Consider the following 21,568-nt stretch of genomic DNA (forward strand, 5'->3'; position numbering starts at 1 on the left):
ATGGCGATCATCAAAACAGCAACCAACCTGCGCATAACAGTTAAGGATTCTTACCATCTGAGTGTAGGAAAAAAGGTTGAGAAAATAGCAAAGAAAATCAATGTGGAAGCACACAGAGATAACCTGGTTTTAGCAAGTAACAAGAAGATTATGTCCCATGGCCATAAGTAAGTACAACCTGCTGATTCTTTTTATATGGTGTTTTTCATTAACGAATTGTCAGAATAAAAAAATGGAAGAAAAATACAGTTGGCTGGGAACCGTTTCTGCACCGCAGGAATACCCGATGGAAGTGTATGAAGGAGCTATTGTTGCCGATGATTTTACTTACGGCTTTGATGCCATCTGGGGAACACAGAATACAGGATGGGGAAAAGAAGGAGGGACCATGAACGTCAATACTGAAAGAATGGATGCACCTCATGAACTGGAATTCACATGGTATTCTCTGGTAGAAAATAAATTCTACACCGGAAAATGGAATCTGGATAAAGAAAAGATTAAAAGCCTTTTTAATGAAGGATTTGTAGATCAGGATACGAAAAAGAAAGCTACCTACAACTCCTTTGTGGTAGGATTAGCTCCACAAGGAAGAGTTGTGCTTTGGATGAAAGGCCCGGGAAACCAGAAAGAAGTAGGTGCTTTTCAGGCTCATGATACCATTATCACCAAAGAAAAAGCATACGATAATGCTCAGTATATGTTGAAGGAAGGCTTTGCAGAAAGAATGTTGAAAGATCCGTCTTATAAGACATTCAAGCCGGAAGTTCGTGAGAAAATTGAAAAAGAAGGCTATCCTGCAGCAGATATTTATAACGTATACAGAGAGAAATACAACTGGAAACCTGTTGTGATTCTTCCTGAAGGAGCCACATGGATCGATTTTGGTTTTACCAATTATAATGGAGAGCAGGAAAATCTTTTTGACCAAAGTTTAAAAGAGAATACTTACAAAAGCAGAGCTATACCAAAATTCTGTGGTTTTTACTGGAAAGATAAAAATAACAACAGGTATGCGGTATGGATAGACGCTTTTGATGACAAAGAAATATTTGATCTGTTTCAGAAATCAGGAAAAGACAAAAACATTGATCTGACCATTAAAGTCAACGAAGATAATACCAAAGTTTTAGTGTCTTTAGAATCTGAAAAAGAAAAGCTGGCCGTTACCAAAGCAAAAATCAGGGTATCCCGAAAGATAGAATAATAGCATTCAATCAGTCAATTTAAAAACAAGAACGATGCACAACAATCAATTTGGAAGTTATACACCATCTGTATCCAAAGAGGAAGTACTGGATATTACCATTGGGATTTTTTTTGACGGAACCCTGAATAATAAAACCAATACAGACGAAAGAAAAAAGGGAACAGATGCCCATAAAAAACATGGAGGAGGAGCTAAAGACAATACCAGTTATAACAATGACTGGAGTAATGTAGCCCGCATGTGGGATAACTATGATAAAAACTTTGGTATTTATATAGAAGGAATTGGTACAGAAGATAAGAAAGGAGATGCTACCTTGGGATATGCTTTCGGAACAGGGGAAACCGGAATCAGATCAAAAGTGAGAAAAGGCTGCGAAGAAATTGTAAAAAAGGTGAAAACCCTTAAAGCTGAAAAGAAAGCTGATAAAATTGCGGTACTTACTTTCGATGTATTCGGATTCAGCCGTGGAGCTGCTGCCGCACGTAATTTTGTATACGAAATAGGAAAGGCAAAATATAAAGCCAGTTCACGCACCGTCGCAAACGAAGCTGTTTCAGTGACCACCTATTCAGATGATGACGGGAAAAGTGTTGATTCTGAAGAACTTCCAAAATGGGGACACCTTGGTCTCAAGCTCGAAGAAGCAGGATTAAAGGTAGATGTCTTAAAAGTAAGATTTCTGGGAATTTACGATACTGTTTCTTCCTATTCAAAATATCTGTCACCGGTACCCAATTTCAGCAATGACGTAGAAGAATTAAGCCTGAATGAAATTGGAAAAGCCCAGACTGTAGTTCACTTCATTGCAGCCGATGAACACAGAGAAAACTTTGACCTGACAAGAGTACATATCGGAACTGAAAAAACATTCCCTGGTGTACACTGTGACGTAGGCGGAGCTTATGAAAACGGAAATGAAACATGGGAAGAAGTTGAAACATCATGGACTACCAGCAGCAAATTAGAAGCACTAAAGACAGAGCTTGAAAATGAAGGATGGTATCATAAAGGTGAGCTCACCATTACCCCCGGATTCTATTTGTCGTTAAGAGGTTCACGTGATCTTGTAAAGACTTTTAGTTATATCCCTTTGCATTTTATGGCAGAATACGGCATTGATAAAAATCTTCCTATCACCTTAAAAAAGATGACGGATGATAAATATTCCATTTTGAATGATCAGTTTTTAATAGGAATAAAAGACCGTCTTAGAACTTACGTCATGGGAGACGGTAAACCTTATTCTTTCAGACATTACAAAGAGCTTAGGGATGCCTATGGAGGAAATGAAATCCCGGAACACCGTCAGGCAGCGTATCAGAAAGAAGTAAAGGAACAGGACGATTTAAGAAAGCTTCGTCATGAGTACCTTCATTGGTCTGCAAGAAGAGAAAAAATAGGAATGGATCCGAGACCCAACAGAACAAGGGTTATCCATTAAACATTTAAATAAGAGTATTATACCAAAAAAGAATTTGAAGCAGGAACATTTTTATGCAGAAATATAATATACATACCGTTCAGAAAGATGAAACTTTAAAAAGTATAGCCTCACTGTACGGGCTTGATAAAGATGCATTAAAACTCTTCCATAATAACCACTGCGCCGTTAAGGATATGATCCTGATTAACCTTAACGGGCAGAAAGAGCTTTTTGTTCCGAGAACTGCTGTTGCAGATAAAAACATTTTAGTCAAATTCGGAAGAGGAAACAGCCTTACTCTTCAGCCGGAAACTTCAGTGCGAAGATATAGCGTAGTTATTACCATTGAAAAAGGAGAACATAAAAGCGAATTAAAATATGAAGTATCCGTTCGGTGGCTGAAAACAGATAAAGGGCATCATTTTTTTGAGATAGACAGAACATCAAAGCTTTATCTCAATGAAGAAGAAGTGAATGAAATTGCAGATCTGCTGGCTTACAGAACTTCTAAAGTTTTATACCCTTTACACATCAGTACAGATGAACATGGTCAATTTGAAGGAGTAGAAAATGCTGAGGCTTTTTCAAAAAGATGGCCAGCTATAAAAGAAGAGCTCTATAAAGAATTTGAAGGCAAAACGGTAAGCGACTACTGTGAAAAGATTGAAAAAGTAATCAGTCAGCCTGAGGCGATCAGTCTTTACCTGAAAAATGATTACTTCGTCCGTGCTTTATTTTTTGGAATATATCAAAGTTTTGGAAAGGAATTTAAAACAGAGATGACAACAACCTTTCCTTTAGTAGACAATGCAATTGAACCCAGCTACAAATTGACACTGGAAACAGATCCGGTGAAAGGAGAAACAGGCCTGATTACCATAGAAGGGTCAGGAAAATTATATGAAGAAAGAAATATTGATGATTTTATAAGAAGATCACCTTTTTCATTGATTATAGAAGACGACCCTGTGATGAATGAAGAAGGACATTTCAGACTCATAAGCTATCTGAAAGGAGAAACTTCACTTCCGGAATCTCTTTACCTCGAATGCAGTATCATGCTGCAGGAAGAGAAAAAGATTTCAGTATCAGTTTCAGGAATTGATGAAAACTAAATTACCACTTCACTAAAGATAAAATTAATATGGCAGAAAAACATATTGTAGTACAGGGCGCCCTATGCAAATGCCAGTTCGGGCAGGTTCCGGACAAGCTGAAAGTACTTACACATCAAAAAGAATATGCCAATGATAAAAGCGCTTCCAAAAAACTGATCGTCACCACGAAAGAAATTGGAGCCGCCACATTTGAAAAAAATACATTCGGAAACTGTACCAAAATGGGAGTGCCGCCGCCGCCGTGCAAAATTATGGTTACAGAATGGCAGAAATTTTATGATAAAGTACAACTCAGCAATGGCGGATATATCATTGTGGAAGACAGCAAAGCCGTATGTGCTGTTGCAGGAACGCCATGCATCGAGATTATAGACCATGGGCAAAGAGCGGAAGCCAGCCAGCAGAACTTTAAAAATGCCGACAAAGATGTTCAGCAGCAGATCAATCCGTTGGTAGATTCTGAAGAAATGTATAACGAACAGCCTTCAGGAGGAGGGCAGGATGGTGCAATCTAAATGATAAGAAAATGGCAAAAGGCGTAAAAAAAATAAAAGTTGTAAGCGGATTGTATTACCCAAAAATGTCTGTATTAGGGCAAAGAATTACCATAAAACCGGATCAGTGGGTGCAGTTCGGTGTGGACGAATGGCTGCCGGGCACTACAGATGCAGACAAAAAGAAACCGCTGACCTGGATGAGACAGAACAGCAGCAAAAAAATTATCATCAATCAGATCACCTCTGCTACCGGATATAAATTTTTAATTGGTAAGCAGTACTGCGGAAGCTATCAGTTTTATATTGAAGCCAGTCTTTCAGGAGTAAGAGATCCCAAAAATGATACAGGAATATATGTAAAAGGCTGGTGTGAACCTAAAATTGTAAGCAGCAAATGGTCTACGCAGAAAAACAGCAAAAGCATCAAAAACAATAAAAAAGTTGATTACATTTCCTATGGACATATTGTTCACCTGAACCTCGTGACAGAAGGGCTTAATGGAAATACAGTCAGTATCGAACTCTGGAATCAGCAGACAGCCAAGGCAGATAAACTGGTACATACCTACAACAATGTACAGGTAATAGATGGTGAAGTCAATCTGAAAATAGAAAACACTTTTGCCTGGATGGCCTTTGTAGACAATATCCAGAATGTAGAGGAATTCTATGTTAAAGTGAAAGATGTTGCTTCCAAACAATATATCAAAGATAAATTGGGTGATGATCTTCATGCCATCTATCTGAATGTTAAAAATAAAGTAGTCACTACCAATACCAACGGTGCTCAGAACCAGACACCAACCAAAGTATATAAGCCGGATGTAAACTCTGTCAGACTTGAGCCCTGCAAATTTGAAGTGATCAAGATTACTGAAAATGAAACTAAGGACGGAAAAGCCAGCAATACAACTGTTAAAGTTTTTGACAATGGGAATGGTGTTAAACTGATAAAATCTGCTGCATTACAGGAACATATTCAGAGAACAATCTATTATAAATTTGATTCCACAGTCATTGATAAAGATGGGGTTGCTATTCTTAATAATGTACTCAAATTCCTTTTGGAACATAAAGATGCCACCATGAATCTCAGCGGCTATGCCTGTGTGATAGGAAAAGAAAATTATAATAAAGGACTTTCCCAAAGAAGAGCAGACGTTGTCAAAAAATTCTTTGCCGATGGTGGATTAGATCCCAGAAGAATAATATCCGTAGGAAAAGGAGAAGTAGATCCTACCGATGATAAAATGGGAAGAGACAATATCAAATACAAAAATGAGAAAGACTACGAAAATAACCGCAGAGTAGATATCTCATTTGTTTTTAATGCCCATGATGCACAAACTATTCATTATGAAGTAACAGCACCAGATGTCTCTACAAAGAAAAACCTCATCATTGATGTCACAGGTTTTCAAACCAATGAGTGTTTCAGGGATAGTAAAGGAAAACATAAAAAACAGATTCAGGTTGTAGATGTAGGACAGGCAATCGATAAAGGAGATACGGTAAAAACATTTACCACACCTACCTTTACTTATGGAGTATATTCAGATTTATCTCAATTTAATGCTCTTCCTATACAATATATCTGGCCTGCAGGGACAAATCCGAATCAGTTTCATCTGCATGTTCATACCTGCAGATATTATAGCAATGAGAAAAGGACGACAGTATTGATAAAAGCCTATCCGGATATCAACTGGACATTGAGCTTTACTTTGAACCTTACCAATGATCTCAGTGTAAAGTGGATGAATATGGATCCCCATGAGCATAAAGAACTGCAGAAAAGAGCAGGTAAAATGGGAGCAGAAAAAAGATGGAAGCAAAAGGATGCCTCACTTGCATTCAGTTTAAAGGCAAAATGGAACAATGATAAGCAGGAAAAAGAATTAAAATATCAGTACGAAACCAAGTTTAAAAAAATATATGATACATTTGCTGCCATAGGAGCATTGTCAGATGGAGTTCTTAATCAGGCCAAAGGAAAAGTACGCTCCATTTCTCCTAAAGGGATTCCGGTAAGCTTTGCTGTGAAACCTCCTAATATGGAATTGTCAGGTAACTGGCTTTTAAAGCATCCTAAGGATAATAATGCCATTATTGGTACAGATGTAGCTATAGGTTTGAAAGCAAATCCGCTGATTGGTCTGGAAATGACAGTTGATCTTCTGGGAGCCCTGGTATTTGGTATTTCCGGAGCGGTAAGCGGAGGAACAGCTGCGCCGGGAGTCACAAGGCTGTATCAGGAAATTCAGGGAAAACTGAAATCCGGAATAGATGTAGGGAATGATAATGCAGGCTTCAAGGCATCTGTTGATATCTTTATGGATCTTATTATTTCCAGTACGATAGAAGTGGAATCCGAATTTAAATTTAATACGGCAGGAAAACTCAAAGATTCCGAATTTAAAGTCTCAAGTAAGAGTAAACTTAAATTGGAATTGAAAGTAGGAGTGAAAATTCAGGGAGAAGTTTCACTGGCTGTTATAAAAGCAGAAGCTTATTTTGAAGCATCAGCATCCGGAAGTGCTTCCATAACCTATGGACATGGTATCAACTATGATGAAAAAGGACTTTATTACCGTCCTGTTCTCGGATTTGACGGCCTTGATGCCCAATATGTAGTTACAATAAGTGTGGGTCTTGCTATTAAAATTGCAAAAAATAAACATAAAGTGGAGGAAAGCAGAAATGGAAAATATGAAATTGCCAAAGGGGATTTTAAAAATGTAATTCCTCCTTTTGATGTGATAAAAGAATTAGAGTCCTTATTTGGAATGAGTGCAAATATTCCGTTGATTAAAAATGATTAATATTCATACAATGAAAAATCTTATCTTATTATTTAGCTTTTTGGCTATTGTGTCCTGCAACGGACAAACCGATCTGGAATCTTTAAAATTTGATGAAAAAGTATCAGATAATATTACGAAGGGAGAAAAAGAAACAGAAGCCAATTACGGATTATTATCATATAAACAGGCCGATGTTAAAAACTATAAGCTGGGAACTGTATCATTTTCTGAATATACCGTACCCAAAGGATATGATTATTCCAACAACAACCTTGCGCTTTTTGTAAACTCTTACCAGAATAATCAATACCTCGGATTTATACTGAACCTTGCTAAAGAAGACGAAGGGAAAAAGCTGATTGATTATTTGACTAAAATCTATGGTAACCCGGAAAAAAGATCCACTGATAAAACAGGAGCTGCTTACTTCTGGGATGCATCAGCTAAAAATAAATGGATATTTTTAACCCAAACTCAGGAACTGACACAGGACAATACAAAATATACCAATACCAAACTGATTGTAGTAAAGAAAGGAACCAGAGTGGAGAATTCTTCAGATGCCGGCACTTTCTCCATCTTAGACAGTTTTACCCTTGCTTATCCTAAAAAATAAAAAATGAAACCTTATTACGAAATAGATTTTAGTGCGGTAATGTGTTCATTTCAGATCAAAATTAATGATGTGGAATTAATTTCATTGAGTATTGAGGGACAGACCAGATCAGATTTTCCCATCAATCATCTTATTCTGGAAGGAGGTAAACAAACGATTGAAGTGAAAGGTCTTCCCATGGACGGGCATCAGGAGTTACACGAAGATTCTTACATAAGATACAGAGTGAATCTCTATGATATGGCTTCCGGAGAATATGCTTTTGTAAAACAGTTTGATGAATATTTTACCAAAAAGCCCGATAAAAACATACCTTTTATAGGACACGCAAGTACATTTGAAGCAGATGTACCTTATAAATTGGAGGCATGGCAGAACGGAATGAACCTTAAAGACGCTAAGTTCGACGTTAAAGAAAAACTAATCAGAAAGTATAACGAAATTATAAAGCTGATTAATGGCGGCAATTACAGTTCGTTCATAGCACAATATCAAAAAAGAGAAAATAATAACGCTGTAGCCATGTATCTTAGCAAAAGCCAGGCAGAAGGCAGGATGCAGAGTATCATTTCAGATATGCAGAATGGATACAAAGCGCAGAGCCTTCCGGATGATATTCAGGTAGAATATTCAGCATTTGGAAAGTTGGCCGCGTTAAAATGTACAGATATGATGTCTGCATTACGCCTTGAAAATCCGGAAAGTGAGGAGGAATTAGTTCTGCCCATAACATTTTATATCCCAGAAGGGAAGGATGAGTTTGAGATTATATAGCAATATTTAAAAGAAAGAAATACTGAAGCAAAATTCAGATATTTCCACCAGATTTTAGAACAAAATAGATGGAAGTAAAAAAAGGAAAACCATACATTGCATATAGTATTTTAGGAATAATAGCTGCAGGCTTTATTTACTTTATTCTGTGGATTATTTTCAAAGATAGAATGCCGCTGCATGAATATGCTTCTGAAATTTCCAATAACTATGACAGTTACGCAGAGAAAGCAATCGTTTTTTTTCCTTTACTTTTTTTTGTTTTCATCTTTATTGTTTTAATGAAGCCTACTGCTTCAAAACGTTTTTTACGCCTGCAATCCTCACTACCTACCTCTAAGATCCATTCTGTAGCAAAAGGACTGGCAGAGATTGAAGGAACTTTAATGATGATGAATCCTTTATTTTCACCAGTAAATAATGAAGCCTGCATCGGATATTATTATACCATTGAAGATATTGACAGAGATTCAGACGGAAAAGAAAGTTACAGAACCATTCACAGGGAAACGAAATGCAATATCTTCCGGGTTAAAGATGACACAGGAATCATAGAAGTAGAACCGGAAGGAATAGAGCTGGTTTTATTAGAAGAAACCAATGTAAGCAGCTACGGCGGTAAAAGGTACAAAGAAACTCTTTTAAAAGATGGTCAGAAGATGCTGCTGGTAGGCTATGCCGATTCTAAAAACGGAGTACCTTTCATCAGAAAAGACGATTATTATAAAATACTCGGTATTACTTCTTCCTCAGGAATCACAGTCTGGAACAAATACCAGCCCTTGCTGAGGTCATTTATGTTTACCTGTTCCATCATCCTTTTAATAATTATTTATATACTTACACAATAATGAATCAGACGGTCGCTATCATATTACTTATCCTGCTTGGGGTAGTTGTTATAAGTTTTCTGATCAATCTGTACAACAAATTGGTCATGCTCAAATTTAACGTTGACAAAGCATACGGCAATATTGATGTGGTGCTGAAACAACGTGCGGATGAAATTCCCAATTTGGTCACCGTTGCCAAACACTTTATGAACTATGAAGAAAAGCTGCTTACCCGCCTTACAGAGCTCAGAACTTTTTACAATAACAGTACTGATGCCAATAAGAGAACCGAGATTGCCAATGAAACCTCAAAAGCGCTTTCTTCATTCTTTGCGGTTTCAGAAAACTATCCGGAACTGAAATCTAATAATAATTTTCTTGAACTGCAGAAAAGAATTTCCGATCTGGAGAACAAAATAGCAGACAGAAGAGAATTTTTCAATGACAGTGTAAACCTTTATAATATTGGAATTCATGAATTTCCCAATGTGATGCTGGCAAAAATGTTAGGCTATAAAGACAAAACGTTACTGGAAATTACAAACGAAGAAAAACAGTATGACGGGGTTCAGTTTTAATACTTTTTTCGGATTAGAAGGCAAAATAGCTGCTTACCCGGAAGCAACCATTTTCGGAGCGATGTTAGTACCCATTTTGCTGCTCATTCCGATAGCAGTGATAGGATGGATCTTTAGAAAACTGAAATTCAATATGTACATCATTCATGTATTGATGTATACTTTGCTTTTTACATTTATAATAGGAACACTGACCATATTTATCCTTTTCTTTATTACCGATAAAAATGGAGTGAAACTGGCCTATTGCTGGCTTACGATACTTACGGGAATGTTTGTTTTCAGTTTAATCAATGCCAATACTATTACCAAAATGTTTAGTGATTGGTCTAAAATAATTAAGGAAAGACAAAATCAGTAATTTTAGAAAAATATAGCATGATGAAAAAAGCAAGAGTGCTGGTATTGATTTTTGTAGTATTGATCAATATCTGTTGTGGAAATCAATCATTTGACCTGTCATCAGTTTCATTAGGGGAGGATGCAAAGAAGTATGATTTTGAAAACAAAGACTTATTTCTGAAAGATGGAGCAAAAGCTGATATCATTCAATATTATGCTGATGAAAACAAAGGAATAACCTACGGAAATATACCATTAGATAATAGCATGGGTACAAGGATTACAGTATACAAAGGAAAAGTAGGAGCTCTCGACACCAATGCTGCCGAAAAATCTTCTCTGGAATTTGTAGAAAAAATAGTAAAAAAGAATGGAAATCCTACTGCTTCTATTACAGATAAAGCCACGGTAGATCCCAAACTGGTAAAACCTATTTTTGAAAAGCTTAAAAAACTTTCTCCGGAAAAAGTGTCATGGAATCAAAATGAAAAAAATTCCTTTACATTTCCTACTTCTTTCTTCTGGGATGACGGGAAAAATTATTCCATATTAAGTATCTCCATTGAAGATGATGGGAAAATAAGAAATAAGTACATTTCTGTGACAAAAGAAGCTTACCGTAATAACGCAGTTTTTGGATTGAAATATCCAACACCTCCTGCGTCCCCATGGTATAAGTATATGAACTAAATATAGGGCTTAAAAATAGAAAGCAATAAATAAAAAGCATCTCCGGATACTTCAATTACTTTTTTTCTGTTCTATTATTGATAACTGCATACTAACACTAACATTATGAAAAGATTGAAATATATAGTAATACCAATAGTCTGTTTGGCAATTGCTTCATGCGGACATCAGAAAAATAAAGAGACTGAGTCTTTTGTTGAAACACAGGGAAGTACTCAGACAGAGCCCTTCAATCTTGCTAAAATTGCTGTAGGACAAAATATCAATGAAATTTTAAAATCTGCCGGAGCAACGGCTAAGGATGCTGTACGTACCACTGACGTTACGCTGATCGGAAATGAAAAGCTGGCTTTTTCATCAAAAGAATTATTACATTTCAACGGGATAGATTTAGAAGGAAAAAATAATAAAAATACCAATAAAGTCCTTCTGCATTTTGGAAAAGTAGATCAGGAAATCGGCCCGCTTGCTAATGAAAAAGAAGATGAATTGGGAATGTATCAGCTTGATATCTATACAGAACACGAAAAAACAGCACTTCTGGATAATCTGAATAAAACACTTCAGAAACCTAGCTTTGATACCATCCGCGAAGGTTTTGAATCTGAGGTTAAAGACAATGAAATCATTCAGACTCATAATAAATTCAGACAGGAAGTTGCCATCTGGAGAAACAGAGATATGCTCTATTACTACTGTGAAACCAAAATAGATAATAAACCGGACGAATACCGTTGTAATCTCTTCGTATTCAAAAATAAAGAATGGAAAGACCTTCTGAAAGGGTCAGGATATCCGGACCTGGATAAAATCTCCCCGAACTAAAAGAATATAGCAAAGAAATTAAACCATTTGCTTAGCCAGATCAGCTTGCTGATTCCTCTTTGTCCTCTAAAATAAAACATTAGAAAAATAAAATCTCTGCGTTACAAAGATCTGCTCAATCAGTAAAATCTGCGAGAGTTTAAAAAAATAAATGCCGGTCCAAAAAGAACCGGCATTTTTATATCAAATCAGTATTTGAATTATTTTACTAAGAACTGCATCGTTACCTGATCCAGCTTCAAAATATAAACTCCCTGACCAAGATTTCTTGTTTTAATAGAGTTTCCATTTCTGAAAGGCTGATCAATCGTCTGAAGAGTTTTCCCCTGAAGGTTATAAATCTCCGCTTTTCTTACCTTCTGAAGATCTCCTTTTACAAAGATTTCCTGATTGGTGATAGGGTTAGGAGAGATTTTAAAACTGTTAGAAGTAGTTTCAGTAGCTGTACTTTGAGCCATTCTTGCACTTGATCCGGAATAACATGTCCATGCAAGATCATCAATAGCCACTCTGTTGCTTGATGAAGTATTAACCAGACTTACCACTACATTTCCTGAAATGTTGATATTGTTAATGGTCGTCGTTGTAACTGAAGTACTGTAAGGAATAGTTCCTACGGTAGTTCCGTTTACTTTTACATCAAAAGTACCGTTGGTTCCTGAGAATTTAAGCTGCGTAGTTACCGTTAAAGATCCAATACCGTTTGCAGAGCTTCCGGAAGTTAAAGAACCGTTTCTTACCGTAATCGCTTTATTGTTAATAGTTTGGTCTGTTCTTGCATCCGTTGCTGTCCAGGAAGTACCTCCGTTGCTCCACGTTCTCGTTGTATAGGTAGAGCTGGCTGCAGGAATGGTTTCAAAATTTTCATTGGCACAGCTGGTACCCGGAGTAGTACCGCCAGAATTAGTAGTGCCGGAAATTGTTGAGCTGTTTGATGATGAATTTCCTGCGGCATCCTTCGCTACTACATAAAAACTGTAAGTTGTAGAAGGAGTGAGCCCTGAAATGGTTGTTGAAGTCGAACTTGTCGTAGTTTGCAGACTTCCGTTCATGTAAACATTATAAGCTGTTACGCCTACGTTATCGGTAGAAGCATTCCATGCAAGAGAAATACTGCTGGAAGTTGTTCCTGAAACATTCAGACCTGTTGCCGCAGTAGGTGCCTGAGTGTCACCTGAGGGCTGTTGAGAACCCCAGATAAGGTTAACATAATTTGGATTGTCGATAAACGGGTTTCTGTTTCCCTGGAAAGTATATGAAGCATTATTTCTTTTGATCTCAGCCTGAGAAACAGGATCCTGATTATGCCATGCCAGTAGAACATTAAGTTCCCAGGTCTGTAGTCCCGGAAAAGTAGAGCTTCCTAACATATTTCCTGATGAAAATGTTGAAAGTTTGCTTTGGTAACGGGTTACAAAATAGAAAATCATACGGGCCACATCTCCTTTAAACTCATCAATCGGTTCAAATACAGTTCCTGAATATCCTGAAGAAGCAGAAGTTCCAAGCTTCGAGCCATTCAGTGAAGTAAATGAAGCACTTCCCACCTTTCCGAAAGGATAATTACTTCTCATTCCATTTACTTTCCCGTCTGTAGCTCTGATAAAGTGAATATCCGCAACCATTGGCGAAGCTTGATTGAATAGGCTTTGAGGAACAATATGCTCTCTGTTATAACAATTTCCTTCAGTAGAATACGTTCCACACTGATCAGATCCCGGAGTATAAGTATAAGGATCACTACCTGCTGGTCTTTCAGAATAAATATCAAGGATGGTTCCGTCATTTTCATAGTCCTTATCGATATCAGTGGTTTTATAAGCTGTCCAAAGCCCACTGTACCCTTTATCCATATGTCCGTTGGTGATAATGCTGCTTAATTCAGTTTTCAGTGCTGCACCACTCAGTCCGTTGGCAGAATTGTAGTATCCTGCAGGAGCCTGGGCGTGGGCAAGTCCCGCAAATACAGAAAATAAAATGATTTTTTTCATAATTAATATTTAGTATAAAGTTTCAGCAAGAATACCACAATTTTTGTGAATAAAAAATTACAAAATTGTTAATTTTAAATGCACTGTATGCGATACATAATGAGTGATGAATGATGAATGATGTTGTGGTTAAATATCTGTATCTGTATTCAATAGAGGAGGGCTTTAGCCCGCCTTATACATTGTAATTCCATTTATCGGGCTTTAGCCAAAACTTAAAACTTAATAATTTTATCCATAAAAAAAGCCGATACAAAACGTACCGGCTATATAATGGATGACATTAATGTTATTTTCTTTGTGGCGGATAATTTTTCATAATCTCAGCCATAATCTCCGGGATTTGTCTCTGTTTCGCTTTTGGAGAATCTACAGAAATTCCGCTTCCGATACCCTGCCAAACCAATTTGTTGCTTTTTGCATCAATAAGGTCAACAATCAGTGCACCTTCATTATAATTGGTTGTCCATGTTCTGCTCATGCCGACACCCCATCCGAATGGTCCGCCCCATCCCCACATTCCGTAAGGAGAAGAGGAATTGATATCCGTGATTTTTTTATGATTTGCTTTTACGTTGATAATCAGATCAGGGTTTTCTCCGGACTGAAGTCCTTTGCTCTGAAGCTGTCTGGACAGTTCATTCAGTACTCTGTCTTTATCAATATCATTCAGTTTCAGATCATCAATTCTTATTTTATATGTTTTATAAGAATTGAAATTGGCGGTTTCAGCATAATCTGAACGTACCTGAAAAGGGCTACAAGAAGTTAAGCCTAATGTAGCAGATGCCAACAAAATAAAAATATATTTTTTCATTTTATTTATTTTTTTTATCACTTTTAATGAATGTATCAGTCTTTTTATCGTACCCGTAAGGACAGTGTCTGCAGCCGCTTTTACAGCAGTATCCTCTTTTCAGATGGAATTTTTCTGTAAAAACCTTGTACCCCTGTTCATTATAGTAGAAGTCTTCACCTTCTTTGATGTCATAATGGGCCATAAGTTAAATGCTAGTCAAAAAACTTTTTATATTTGTTACTATGATAATTGTATGCCAAAAGCCTTTAAAAAAATTAAAAATTAATGGCATCGCTCTCTTTCCCTTTATCTTCATTAGGAAACCCGAAGATAAGGAAAATAATGTATTGATCAATCACGAAAAAATTCATTTACGCCAGCAACTGGAAATGCTCATCATTTTCTTCTATATTTTCTATGGTATTGAATACTATTACTGGTTTTTTAAACTCAAAGACGGATATCTGGCCTACAGAAGGATCTCCTTTGAAAGAGAAGCCTATGCTAATGAAAACAACCTGAATTATCTCAAAAAAAGAAAATTCTGGAACTTTAGAAAATATCTTTAGAATAAGGGCATGATGCATTGGAGTTCCGGGTTACGAGATTCGGGTTCAGGATTCTGGCTTCCGATTTATTCTTTGTAATGACAGAAGTATTAAGATCTTTCACATCAAGATAACCTGAATATTTTGGCATTGCAGTACTGTATAATTCAATAGGAATGGGCTTTAGCCCTTTTATCAAAAAATCAAAATTTATCCGGCTTTAGCCAAAACTTAAAAAAGTATCAAACAACCATCTGTAGAAATCCGTTTTTCTGTGGTAAAAAAACAATAAAAACAACAAATTGTCACAACACTAAATCTTTTCCTACTTTTGTAAAGAATAAACTCTGATTCGTAAAACTGAAATGCTATTAAAACTTCCCACAAAACCTGTTTCCATCAAGGAAATTCCAATTCATAAAAACGTAAAGCTTTTCATTAAAAGGGAAGATCAGATTCATCCGTTAATTTCAGGGAATAAATACTGGAAACTCTTTCACAATGTTAATCATTATCTGGGAAGAAATCCAGATAATCCTTATATCATCACTTTTGGAGGTGCTTTTTCCAATCACATTGCAGCGGTTTCCGCAGTAGGCAGTATGGCTGGCATTCCAACACTAGGAATCATCAGAGGAGAAGAACTGCAGCATAAATGGCGGGACAATCCAACTTTACTTTTTGCCAAAAGAAATGGAATGAACCTGAAATTTGTCACCCGCGAAGAATATCGTCACAAAGAAAAACTCACGGAATTCCTTCAGCAGGAGTTTCCTGAGGCATTGATAGTTCCTGAAGGAGGTACCAATAAAGAGGCTGTGGAAGGGGTAAAAATGATGCTCAACGAACAAACAAAAGATTTTGACTATCTTTGCACCGCAGTTGGAACCGGAGGTACCATTGCAGGAATTTCAAAATTTTGTGAAGAGAATCAGAAAGTTATAGGATTTAAAGCTGTTGATGATGCTTCTCTGGAAAATAAAATTTTTGAATTAACTTTGAGACAGAATTTTAATCTAATAAATTCATATTTTGGAGGTTATGGTAAAATAAGTGATGGAAACGTCCGTTTTATCAATGATTTCAAGGAGAGATACGGTATTCCTCTGGAACCGATTTATACAGGGAAAATGATGGAGAAGATTTTTGAACTGATAGAAGAAGAATATTTTCCTGAAAACAGTAAGATTTTGTGCTTTCACACTGGTGGATTACAGGGAATTGAAGGAGCTAATCTGCTGTTGGAAAAACAGAATAGAAATTTAATTATATAAGTAAAATTGAAAAACATGAAACATTTAGTGTTCCATCTTTCATTTTAAAACAATAAAAAATATAAGATGAAAAGACTTTTTCTATCCATAAGCCTTTTAGTTTTATCAAAATTTTCAGCCCAGACTTGGGCAACCGAAGATCAGTATATTCAGAAGTTTGCTAAATATGCAGTAGAAGAAATGGAAAAATACAAAATTCCGGCTTCTATCACTCTTGCCCAGGGATTACTGGAAACCGGAGGCGGGCAGAGCAGACTGGCACAGGAAGGTAAAAACCACTTCGGTATAAAATGTAAAGAAGACTGGACCGGTAGAACGATGAAACATACCGATGATGCACCTAACGAATGCTTCCGTGTGTACGACGATCCAAGACAGTCTTATGAAGACCATTCTATATTTTTATCCACAAGAAAATATTACGCTAACCTTTTCAAATTGGATATGAAAGATTACAGAGCGTGGGCAACCGGCTTAAAAAAAGCAGGATATGCTACCAACCCGCGCTATGCTTCCATTCTTATCTCCAAAATTGAAAAGTATAAATTATATGAATACGACAATACCAATTCTAATGAAGTATTGTACGCTGTTCTTAAAATGTATCCGGATCTGAAAGACGACAGAACTTTCATGGCACAGCTGGAACCTTCAAAAGCAACCAGAAAAGTGAAAGAACCGGTTACCGTTGAAGTTCCTTACAAACAGACTTCTTATGCACAACAGCAAAAAAGAGTAGAAAGAATTAAAACGAAAGCTGAAATTCTTAATTCTATTCTGATCAAAAGTCATCCGAATGACGGGTTGAAATATATTATCATTCCTGAAGATACCGATGTGAAATTCATTGCCAACAAATTCAAAGTAAGCGAAAGCAGACTAATGAAATGGAATGAGCTTGAAAACGAAACGTTGAAGAAAAATGACATCGTTTTCCTTGAGTCTAAAAATTCAACCGGAAATACAGCCACCTATAAAGCTGAATACGGAGAAGATATGCATGATATCGCACAAAAATTCGGAATCAAGTTAAATAAATTATATGCTAAAAACAGGATGGATGAAGGACAGCAGCCATCTGCTGGACAGCTTATTTATTTAATAGACAAAAAACCACGAAACTAATTTAATTTTTTTGTTGAGAGTCTACCGTTGACAGCTAAATGCCAACCAGCAACTGTCAACAGCAACTAAGTATATATGAAATATCAAAGAAGTTCGGCTTTATTTGATGAAGCCTACAAATACATTCCGGGAGGAGTAAACTCTCCGGTAAGAGCATTCAAATCCGTAGGAGGAGTGCCTGTTTTCATGAAATCGGCAAAAGGAGCTTACCTTACCGATGCAGATGATAATACTTATATCGATTATATCAACTCATGGGGGCCAGCCATTTTAGGACATACGCATCCTGAAGTATTGGAAGAACTGAAGATACAGGCAGAGAAAGGATTCTCTTTCGGTGCACCTACAGAGCTGGAAACAGAAATTGCAAAATTCATCATTGAAAATGTTCCTAATATTGACCAGATCAGAATGGTTTCTTCAGGAACAGAAGCATGTATGAGCGCCATAAGACTGGCAAGAGGATATACAGGAAGAGATAAGATTGTAAAATTTGAAGGCTGCTACCATGGGCATTCGGATTCATTCCTGATCAAGGCAGGAAGTGGTGCTGCTACATTTGGAAACCCAAATTCTCCGGGAGTAACTGCCGGAACTGCAAAAGATACTTTGCTAGCCCGTTATAATGATTTCGAACAGGTTGAGGATTTATTCCGTCACAATCAGGGAGAAATTGCAGCGGTAATTATAGAGCCGGTTGCAGGAAATATGGGCTGTGTATTGCCAGAAAATGATTTCTTACAGAATCTGAGAAAAATCTGTGACGAAAACGGAACTTTATTAATTTTTGATGAAGTAATGACAGGTTTCAGATTAGCTTTCGGAGGAGCGCAGGAACTTTTCAATGTAAAAGCAGACCTGGTGACTTACGGTAAAGTAATCGGAGGAGGGCTTCCGGTAGGAGCTTTCGCTGGCAGAAATGAAATCATGGATCATCTTGCACCAAAAGGTGGTGTTTATCAGGCGGGAACATTAAGTGGAAATCCTTTAGCAATGAGAGCCGGATTAAAAACCCTTCAGCTTATTAAAAATGACCCTGAATTTTTCAGCAGATTGGAGAAAACAACAGAAACATTGGATTTTGAAATAGGGAAAATTCTGAATGAAAAAGGAATCGCTCACAGAATCAACCGAAAAGGTTCTATGATGTCGGTATTTTTCCACATCAGCAGTGTTTCCAACTTTGATGAAGCGCAGGAAGCTAATCATTCATTGTTCAATAATTTCTTCCACCAGATGCTTCAGAATGGAGTATACCTTCCGCCAAGCGGTTACGAAACATATTTCATCAGTGATGCCATCAAGGATAAAGAGATTGATATGACACTGGAAGCTGTGAGAAAATTTGAATATTCAAATAAATAAAAATAAATGAAACCGGATTTTAGATCCGGTTTTTTTATGGAAAAGAAAATTGATTTGATGAGTTTAGATTGAAAAAAAATCAACGCAATCTCTGTCACTGCGGTAGAAGTCTTAACAGAGTAAAAACAGCATTATCTGGATTCCTATGGAATGACAAGCGTTGTGGGATACTCTTAGTTATAGTGTAGAAAGATAAACTGAGTATTTCAGCAGGGAATTACCACAAAGTATAAATCATACAGATTTTGTAATAAACCATACACTTCGTTCAGGGTACTTCTTTTTAATTTTGTCTTAAATAGATTGGAAATGAAGACCTCAGACAATAATATCTCCCGTAAAGATTTCATCCGAAACTCAGCGTTGGCTGTAGCGGGACTCACCTTAATACCCAATATCATGACTGCATCGCCTTTCGATGAGAAAAATCTTTCAATAAAAGGAAAAATGAGCCTTAAGAATGTTCGTCTGGAAACAGGATTTGAATACCAGGATGGGGAAGTGTCTTCTACCAAAACGGATCTATTTTATATTGAAGTTGAGAACGGAAAAATTATAAAGATTTCACCCAATCAACCTAGTGCTAAAGCGGTAGATGCAAAAGGACTGTTGATGCTTCCTGCATTTAAGGATATGCACATCCATTTGGATAAAACCTTTTATGGTGATCAATGGCAGGCTGTGAGAAAGAGAACCGGAGGGATAAAAGGAATGATAGAACTGGAGCAGAAAATGCTTCCTGAGATGCTGAAGAATTCAACTTTCAAAGCCGAAAAACTGATTGAGTTATTACAGTCTAAGGGAACTTCCTTTGCAAGAAGTCACGTGAATATTGAACCCACTTCAAAACTTCAGTCATTAAAAAATCTTCAGAAAGCTTTAGAAAACAAAAAGAAAGGCTTTGGAGCTGAGCTGGTGGCTTTTCCACAGCACGGTGTGTTCTATACGGATTCCGTACCTTATCTGAAAGAAGCGGCGAAGATGGATATTGATTTTATCGGTGGAGTAGATCCGTTCAACATCGACGGAGATATCGAAAAAGTGATCGATTTCACGGTTCAGCTTGCTTTAGACAATAAAAAAGGAATAGATATTCACTTACACGAAACCGGAGACTCGGGATTGAAAACGGTAGAATATCTGATTAAAAAAGTGACTGAAAACCCTGCTCTGAAAGGGAAAACTTATTTAAGCCACTGTTTTGTTCTTGGAAAATTAGAAGCCGCAAAACAGGAAGAAATTGCTGAGAAATTGGGCGACGCACAGATCGGAATTGTCTCTACAATACCTTTCGGAAGGTTGATTATGCCTATTCCAACGCTTTACAAACATAACGTAACTGTCCTTACCGGGAATGACAGCATTGTAGACCACTGGAATACCTTCGGAACCGGAAGTGTCCTTCAGAAAGCCAATTTAATGGCTCAATTGTATGGATATTCAACAGAGTTTTTATTGTCAAGAAGTTTAAAACTGGCAACAGGAAATATTCTTCCGCTTGATGATAAAGGAACTCAGCAATGGCCAAAGTCAGGTGATAAAGCAAATTTTGTATTGATCAACGCAAGCTGTTCTGCAGAAGCAGTATCAAGAATTTCAGAGGTAGAGTCTTTAGTTCACGATGGAAACGTTGTTTTTTAATTTAGAATAAAAGGATTAAATAAATTAATATATAATCTAGTTGTGTTTTTTCAACCATAAAGGGGATGCAAGTTTACGAAAGTCACGAACGAAGATGAAAAATGAAGATAGCGTGATACAATAAAGCTTTTGTTCCTTTTGTGGTTGTTTTAGTTTTTTCTCTCGTAAATTTTAGTAATTTTAGGAGAAAATCAGGCAGAGTGGCTTACCATACAGATCATTTTCCTATTTTGGGAATTCAGGAATTTAGTGATAATCAGTTGAAAAGCTGTAATCTGCTGTTCAATGAACTTTCCGGAGCGCGCTCCATTGATGATCCGCACAAACATGATTTTTTTATCATCAATCTTTTTGAGAAGGGAGTAGGTTCGCATACCATAGATTTTACAGAATATCAGGTTAAAGACCATCAGATTCATCTTGTTTTTCCCGATCAGGTACACCAATGGGTGATTGAAAAAGAAACCATCGGGTATCAGCTGATGATCAGCAGAGATTGGTTTGAAAGTTTTCTGCCCTCATTACGGTTTTCTGCCTCGTATTATCAGAATCATCCGGTGATCAATCTTTCCAAAGAAGTTTTTGAAACTTTTCTGTATGAATTTCAGGCTATCCAGAAAGAATTGAGTGCGGAAAAAGTCTTTTGGGAATTAATTCAAAAAAGAAGTGAATTGATTGGTTTGCTGGTGAGCCAATCTGTGGAGGGTGCTTTCAAAGATTTTGAAATTTACAATTCTAATCCTATTATTTCAAAGTTTCTCCATCTTATTGATGAATATTTCAAAACAGAAAGATCCGTTTCTTTTTATGCAGATAAACTGAATATTTCCGCCAATTATCTGAATATTGTCTGCAAGAAAAACCTCAATGCTTCAGCTTCATCCCTTATTCAGGACCGTATTTTACTGGAAGCCAAAAGACTGTTGAAAGTTTCCGAAATGTCAGTGAAAGACATTGTCTATGATCTCGGGTTCTATGATCATGCCAGCTTTTCCAAATTCTTTAAAGCCCAAACGGGAATGACACCTTCCCAGTTTAAAGAATAATCTGTACAAAACAAGACATAATTGATACACCGGTTTTAGCTTGAACATGGGTTAATTTTGTATTGT

General features: G+C 36.8%; 23 protein-coding genes. 19 read left to right on the forward strand and 4 right to left on the reverse strand.

Annotated elements, in window-relative coordinates:
- From KBP46_RS20750 to KBP46_RS20810, 13 genes are all read left to right on the forward strand, one after another.
- The gene (locus KBP46_RS20750; protein WP_156106421.1) at positions 1-171 is read left to right on the forward strand and encodes a hypothetical protein; all 171 of its coding nucleotides are present in this window, start codon (positions 1-3) and stop codon (positions 169-171) included.
- Between the two features lie 61 nt (positions 172-232).
- Positions 233-1,207, forward strand: coding sequence for a DUF2931 family protein (locus KBP46_RS20755; protein WP_228432434.1), 975 nt, complete (start codon positions 233-235; stop codon positions 1,205-1,207).
- A gap of 34 nt (positions 1,208-1,241) precedes the next feature.
- Positions 1,242-2,654, forward strand: coding sequence for a DUF2235 domain-containing protein (locus KBP46_RS20760; protein WP_062674240.1), 1,413 nt, complete (start codon positions 1,242-1,244; stop codon positions 2,652-2,654).
- A 53-nt stretch (positions 2,655-2,707) separates the two neighbouring features.
- Positions 2,708-3,751, forward strand: a complete 1,044-nt coding sequence (locus KBP46_RS20765; protein ID WP_216444070.1) for a hypothetical protein — start codon at positions 2,708-2,710, stop codon at positions 3,749-3,751.
- A gap of 29 nt (positions 3,752-3,780) precedes the next feature.
- On the forward strand, positions 3,781-4,269 hold the full coding sequence (locus tag KBP46_RS20770) for a DUF4280 domain-containing protein (RefSeq protein WP_062674244.1): 489 nt from the start codon (positions 3,781-3,783) through the stop codon (positions 4,267-4,269).
- Positions 4,270-4,280: 11 nt separating this feature from the next.
- Positions 4,281-7,073, forward strand: coding sequence for an OmpA family protein (locus tag KBP46_RS20775; RefSeq protein WP_216444071.1), 2,793 nt, complete (start codon positions 4,281-4,283; stop codon positions 7,071-7,073).
- Positions 7,074-7,083: 10 nt separating this feature from the next.
- A complete protein-coding gene (locus tag KBP46_RS20780; RefSeq protein WP_148045399.1) occupies positions 7,084-7,671 on the forward strand; it encodes a hypothetical protein in 588 nt (195 codons plus the stop codon).
- 3 nt (positions 7,672-7,674) lie between these two features.
- The gene (locus KBP46_RS20785) at positions 7,675-8,445 is read left to right on the forward strand and encodes a hypothetical protein (protein WP_216444072.1); all 771 of its coding nucleotides are present in this window, start codon (positions 7,675-7,677) and stop codon (positions 8,443-8,445) included.
- A gap of 68 nt (positions 8,446-8,513) precedes the next feature.
- The gene (locus KBP46_RS20790) at positions 8,514-9,296 is read left to right on the forward strand and encodes an E3 ubiquitin ligase family protein (RefSeq protein ID WP_216444073.1); all 783 of its coding nucleotides are present in this window, start codon (positions 8,514-8,516) and stop codon (positions 9,294-9,296) included.
- Positions 9,296-9,856: a LemA family protein gene (locus KBP46_RS20795; protein ID WP_123279363.1), complete on the forward strand. Its 561-nt coding sequence runs from the start codon at positions 9,296-9,298 to the stop codon at positions 9,854-9,856. Before KBP46_RS20790 ends, KBP46_RS20795 begins: the two co-directional genes overlap by 1 nt.
- Positions 9,837-10,217, forward strand: coding sequence for a hypothetical protein (locus KBP46_RS20800; protein WP_076596124.1), 381 nt, complete (start codon positions 9,837-9,839; stop codon positions 10,215-10,217). The genes KBP46_RS20795 and KBP46_RS20800 overlap by 20 nt, the downstream gene beginning before the upstream one ends.
- 17 nt (positions 10,218-10,234) lie before the next feature.
- The gene (locus KBP46_RS20805; RefSeq protein WP_216444074.1) at positions 10,235-10,888 is read left to right on the forward strand and encodes a hypothetical protein; all 654 of its coding nucleotides are present in this window, start codon (positions 10,235-10,237) and stop codon (positions 10,886-10,888) included.
- Positions 10,889-10,993: 105 nt separating this feature from the next.
- Positions 10,994-11,713 carry a hypothetical protein gene (locus KBP46_RS20810; protein WP_216444075.1) on the forward strand — a complete coding sequence of 240 codons (720 nt, stop codon included), beginning with the start codon at positions 10,994-10,996 and terminating at the stop codon, positions 11,711-11,713.
- Positions 11,714-11,913: 200 nt separating this feature from the next.
- Here the strand turns inward: KBP46_RS20810 and KBP46_RS20815 are convergent, their stop codons facing one another.
- The 3 genes from KBP46_RS20815 to KBP46_RS20825 form a co-directional block, all read right to left on the reverse strand.
- Complete coding sequence (locus KBP46_RS20815; RefSeq protein ID WP_123279366.1) at positions 11,914-13,704, reverse strand: endonuclease; 1,791 nt, start codon at positions 13,702-13,704, stop codon at positions 11,914-11,916.
- A gap of 289 nt (positions 13,705-13,993) precedes the next feature.
- Positions 13,994-14,521, reverse strand: coding sequence for a DUF4136 domain-containing protein (locus KBP46_RS20820; RefSeq protein ID WP_047434230.1), 528 nt, complete (start codon positions 14,519-14,521; stop codon positions 13,994-13,996).
- A gap of 1 nt (position 14,522) precedes the next feature.
- A complete protein-coding gene (locus KBP46_RS20825; protein ID WP_047434227.1) occupies positions 14,523-14,705 on the reverse strand; it encodes a DUF5522 domain-containing protein in 183 nt (60 codons plus the stop codon).
- Between the two features lie 40 nt (positions 14,706-14,745).
- Here KBP46_RS20825 and KBP46_RS20830 point away from each other — a divergent pair, with 40 nt between their 5' ends.
- Positions 14,746-15,072, forward strand: coding sequence for a hypothetical protein (locus KBP46_RS20830; protein WP_120231980.1), 327 nt, complete (start codon positions 14,746-14,748; stop codon positions 15,070-15,072).
- Here the strand turns inward: KBP46_RS20830 and KBP46_RS20835 are convergent.
- Positions 15,056-15,202, reverse strand: coding sequence for a hypothetical protein (locus KBP46_RS20835; protein ID WP_216444076.1), 147 nt, complete (start codon positions 15,200-15,202; stop codon positions 15,056-15,058). The two genes, KBP46_RS20830 and KBP46_RS20835, sit on opposite strands and share 17 nt — an antisense overlap.
- Before the next feature lie 214 nt (positions 15,203-15,416).
- On the opposite strand from KBP46_RS20835, the gene KBP46_RS20840 reads away from it, so the two are divergent.
- From KBP46_RS20840 to KBP46_RS20860, 5 genes are all read left to right on the forward strand, one after another.
- Positions 15,417-16,325: a 1-aminocyclopropane-1-carboxylate deaminase/D-cysteine desulfhydrase gene (locus KBP46_RS20840; protein WP_216444077.1), complete on the forward strand. Its 909-nt coding sequence runs from the start codon at positions 15,417-15,419 to the stop codon at positions 16,323-16,325.
- 66 nt (positions 16,326-16,391) lie between these two features.
- Entirely contained in the window at positions 16,392-17,450 is a 1,059-nt protein-coding gene (locus tag KBP46_RS20845) for a glucosaminidase domain-containing protein (RefSeq protein WP_062674272.1), read from the forward strand.
- Between the two features lie 75 nt (positions 17,451-17,525).
- Positions 17,526-18,815 carry a glutamate-1-semialdehyde 2,1-aminomutase gene (gene hemL / locus KBP46_RS20850; RefSeq protein WP_062674274.1) on the forward strand — a complete coding sequence of 430 codons (1,290 nt, stop codon included), beginning with the start codon at positions 17,526-17,528 and terminating at the stop codon, positions 18,813-18,815.
- 309 nt (positions 18,816-19,124) lie between these two features.
- On the forward strand, positions 19,125-20,456 hold the full coding sequence (locus tag KBP46_RS20855) for an amidohydrolase (protein ID WP_216444078.1): 1,332 nt from the start codon (positions 19,125-19,127) through the stop codon (positions 20,454-20,456).
- Positions 20,457-20,656: 200 nt separating this feature from the next.
- Positions 20,657-21,502 (forward strand): helix-turn-helix domain-containing protein, encoded by an 846-nt coding sequence (locus KBP46_RS20860; protein ID WP_216444079.1) that lies wholly within the window; start codon positions 20,657-20,659, stop codon positions 21,500-21,502.
- Positions 21,503-21,568: the final 66 nt, after the last annotated feature.

Source organism: Chryseobacterium sp. PCH239 (assembly GCF_018924625.1).
GTDB lineage: Bacteria > Bacteroidota > Bacteroidia > Flavobacteriales > Weeksellaceae > Chryseobacterium > Chryseobacterium cucumeris.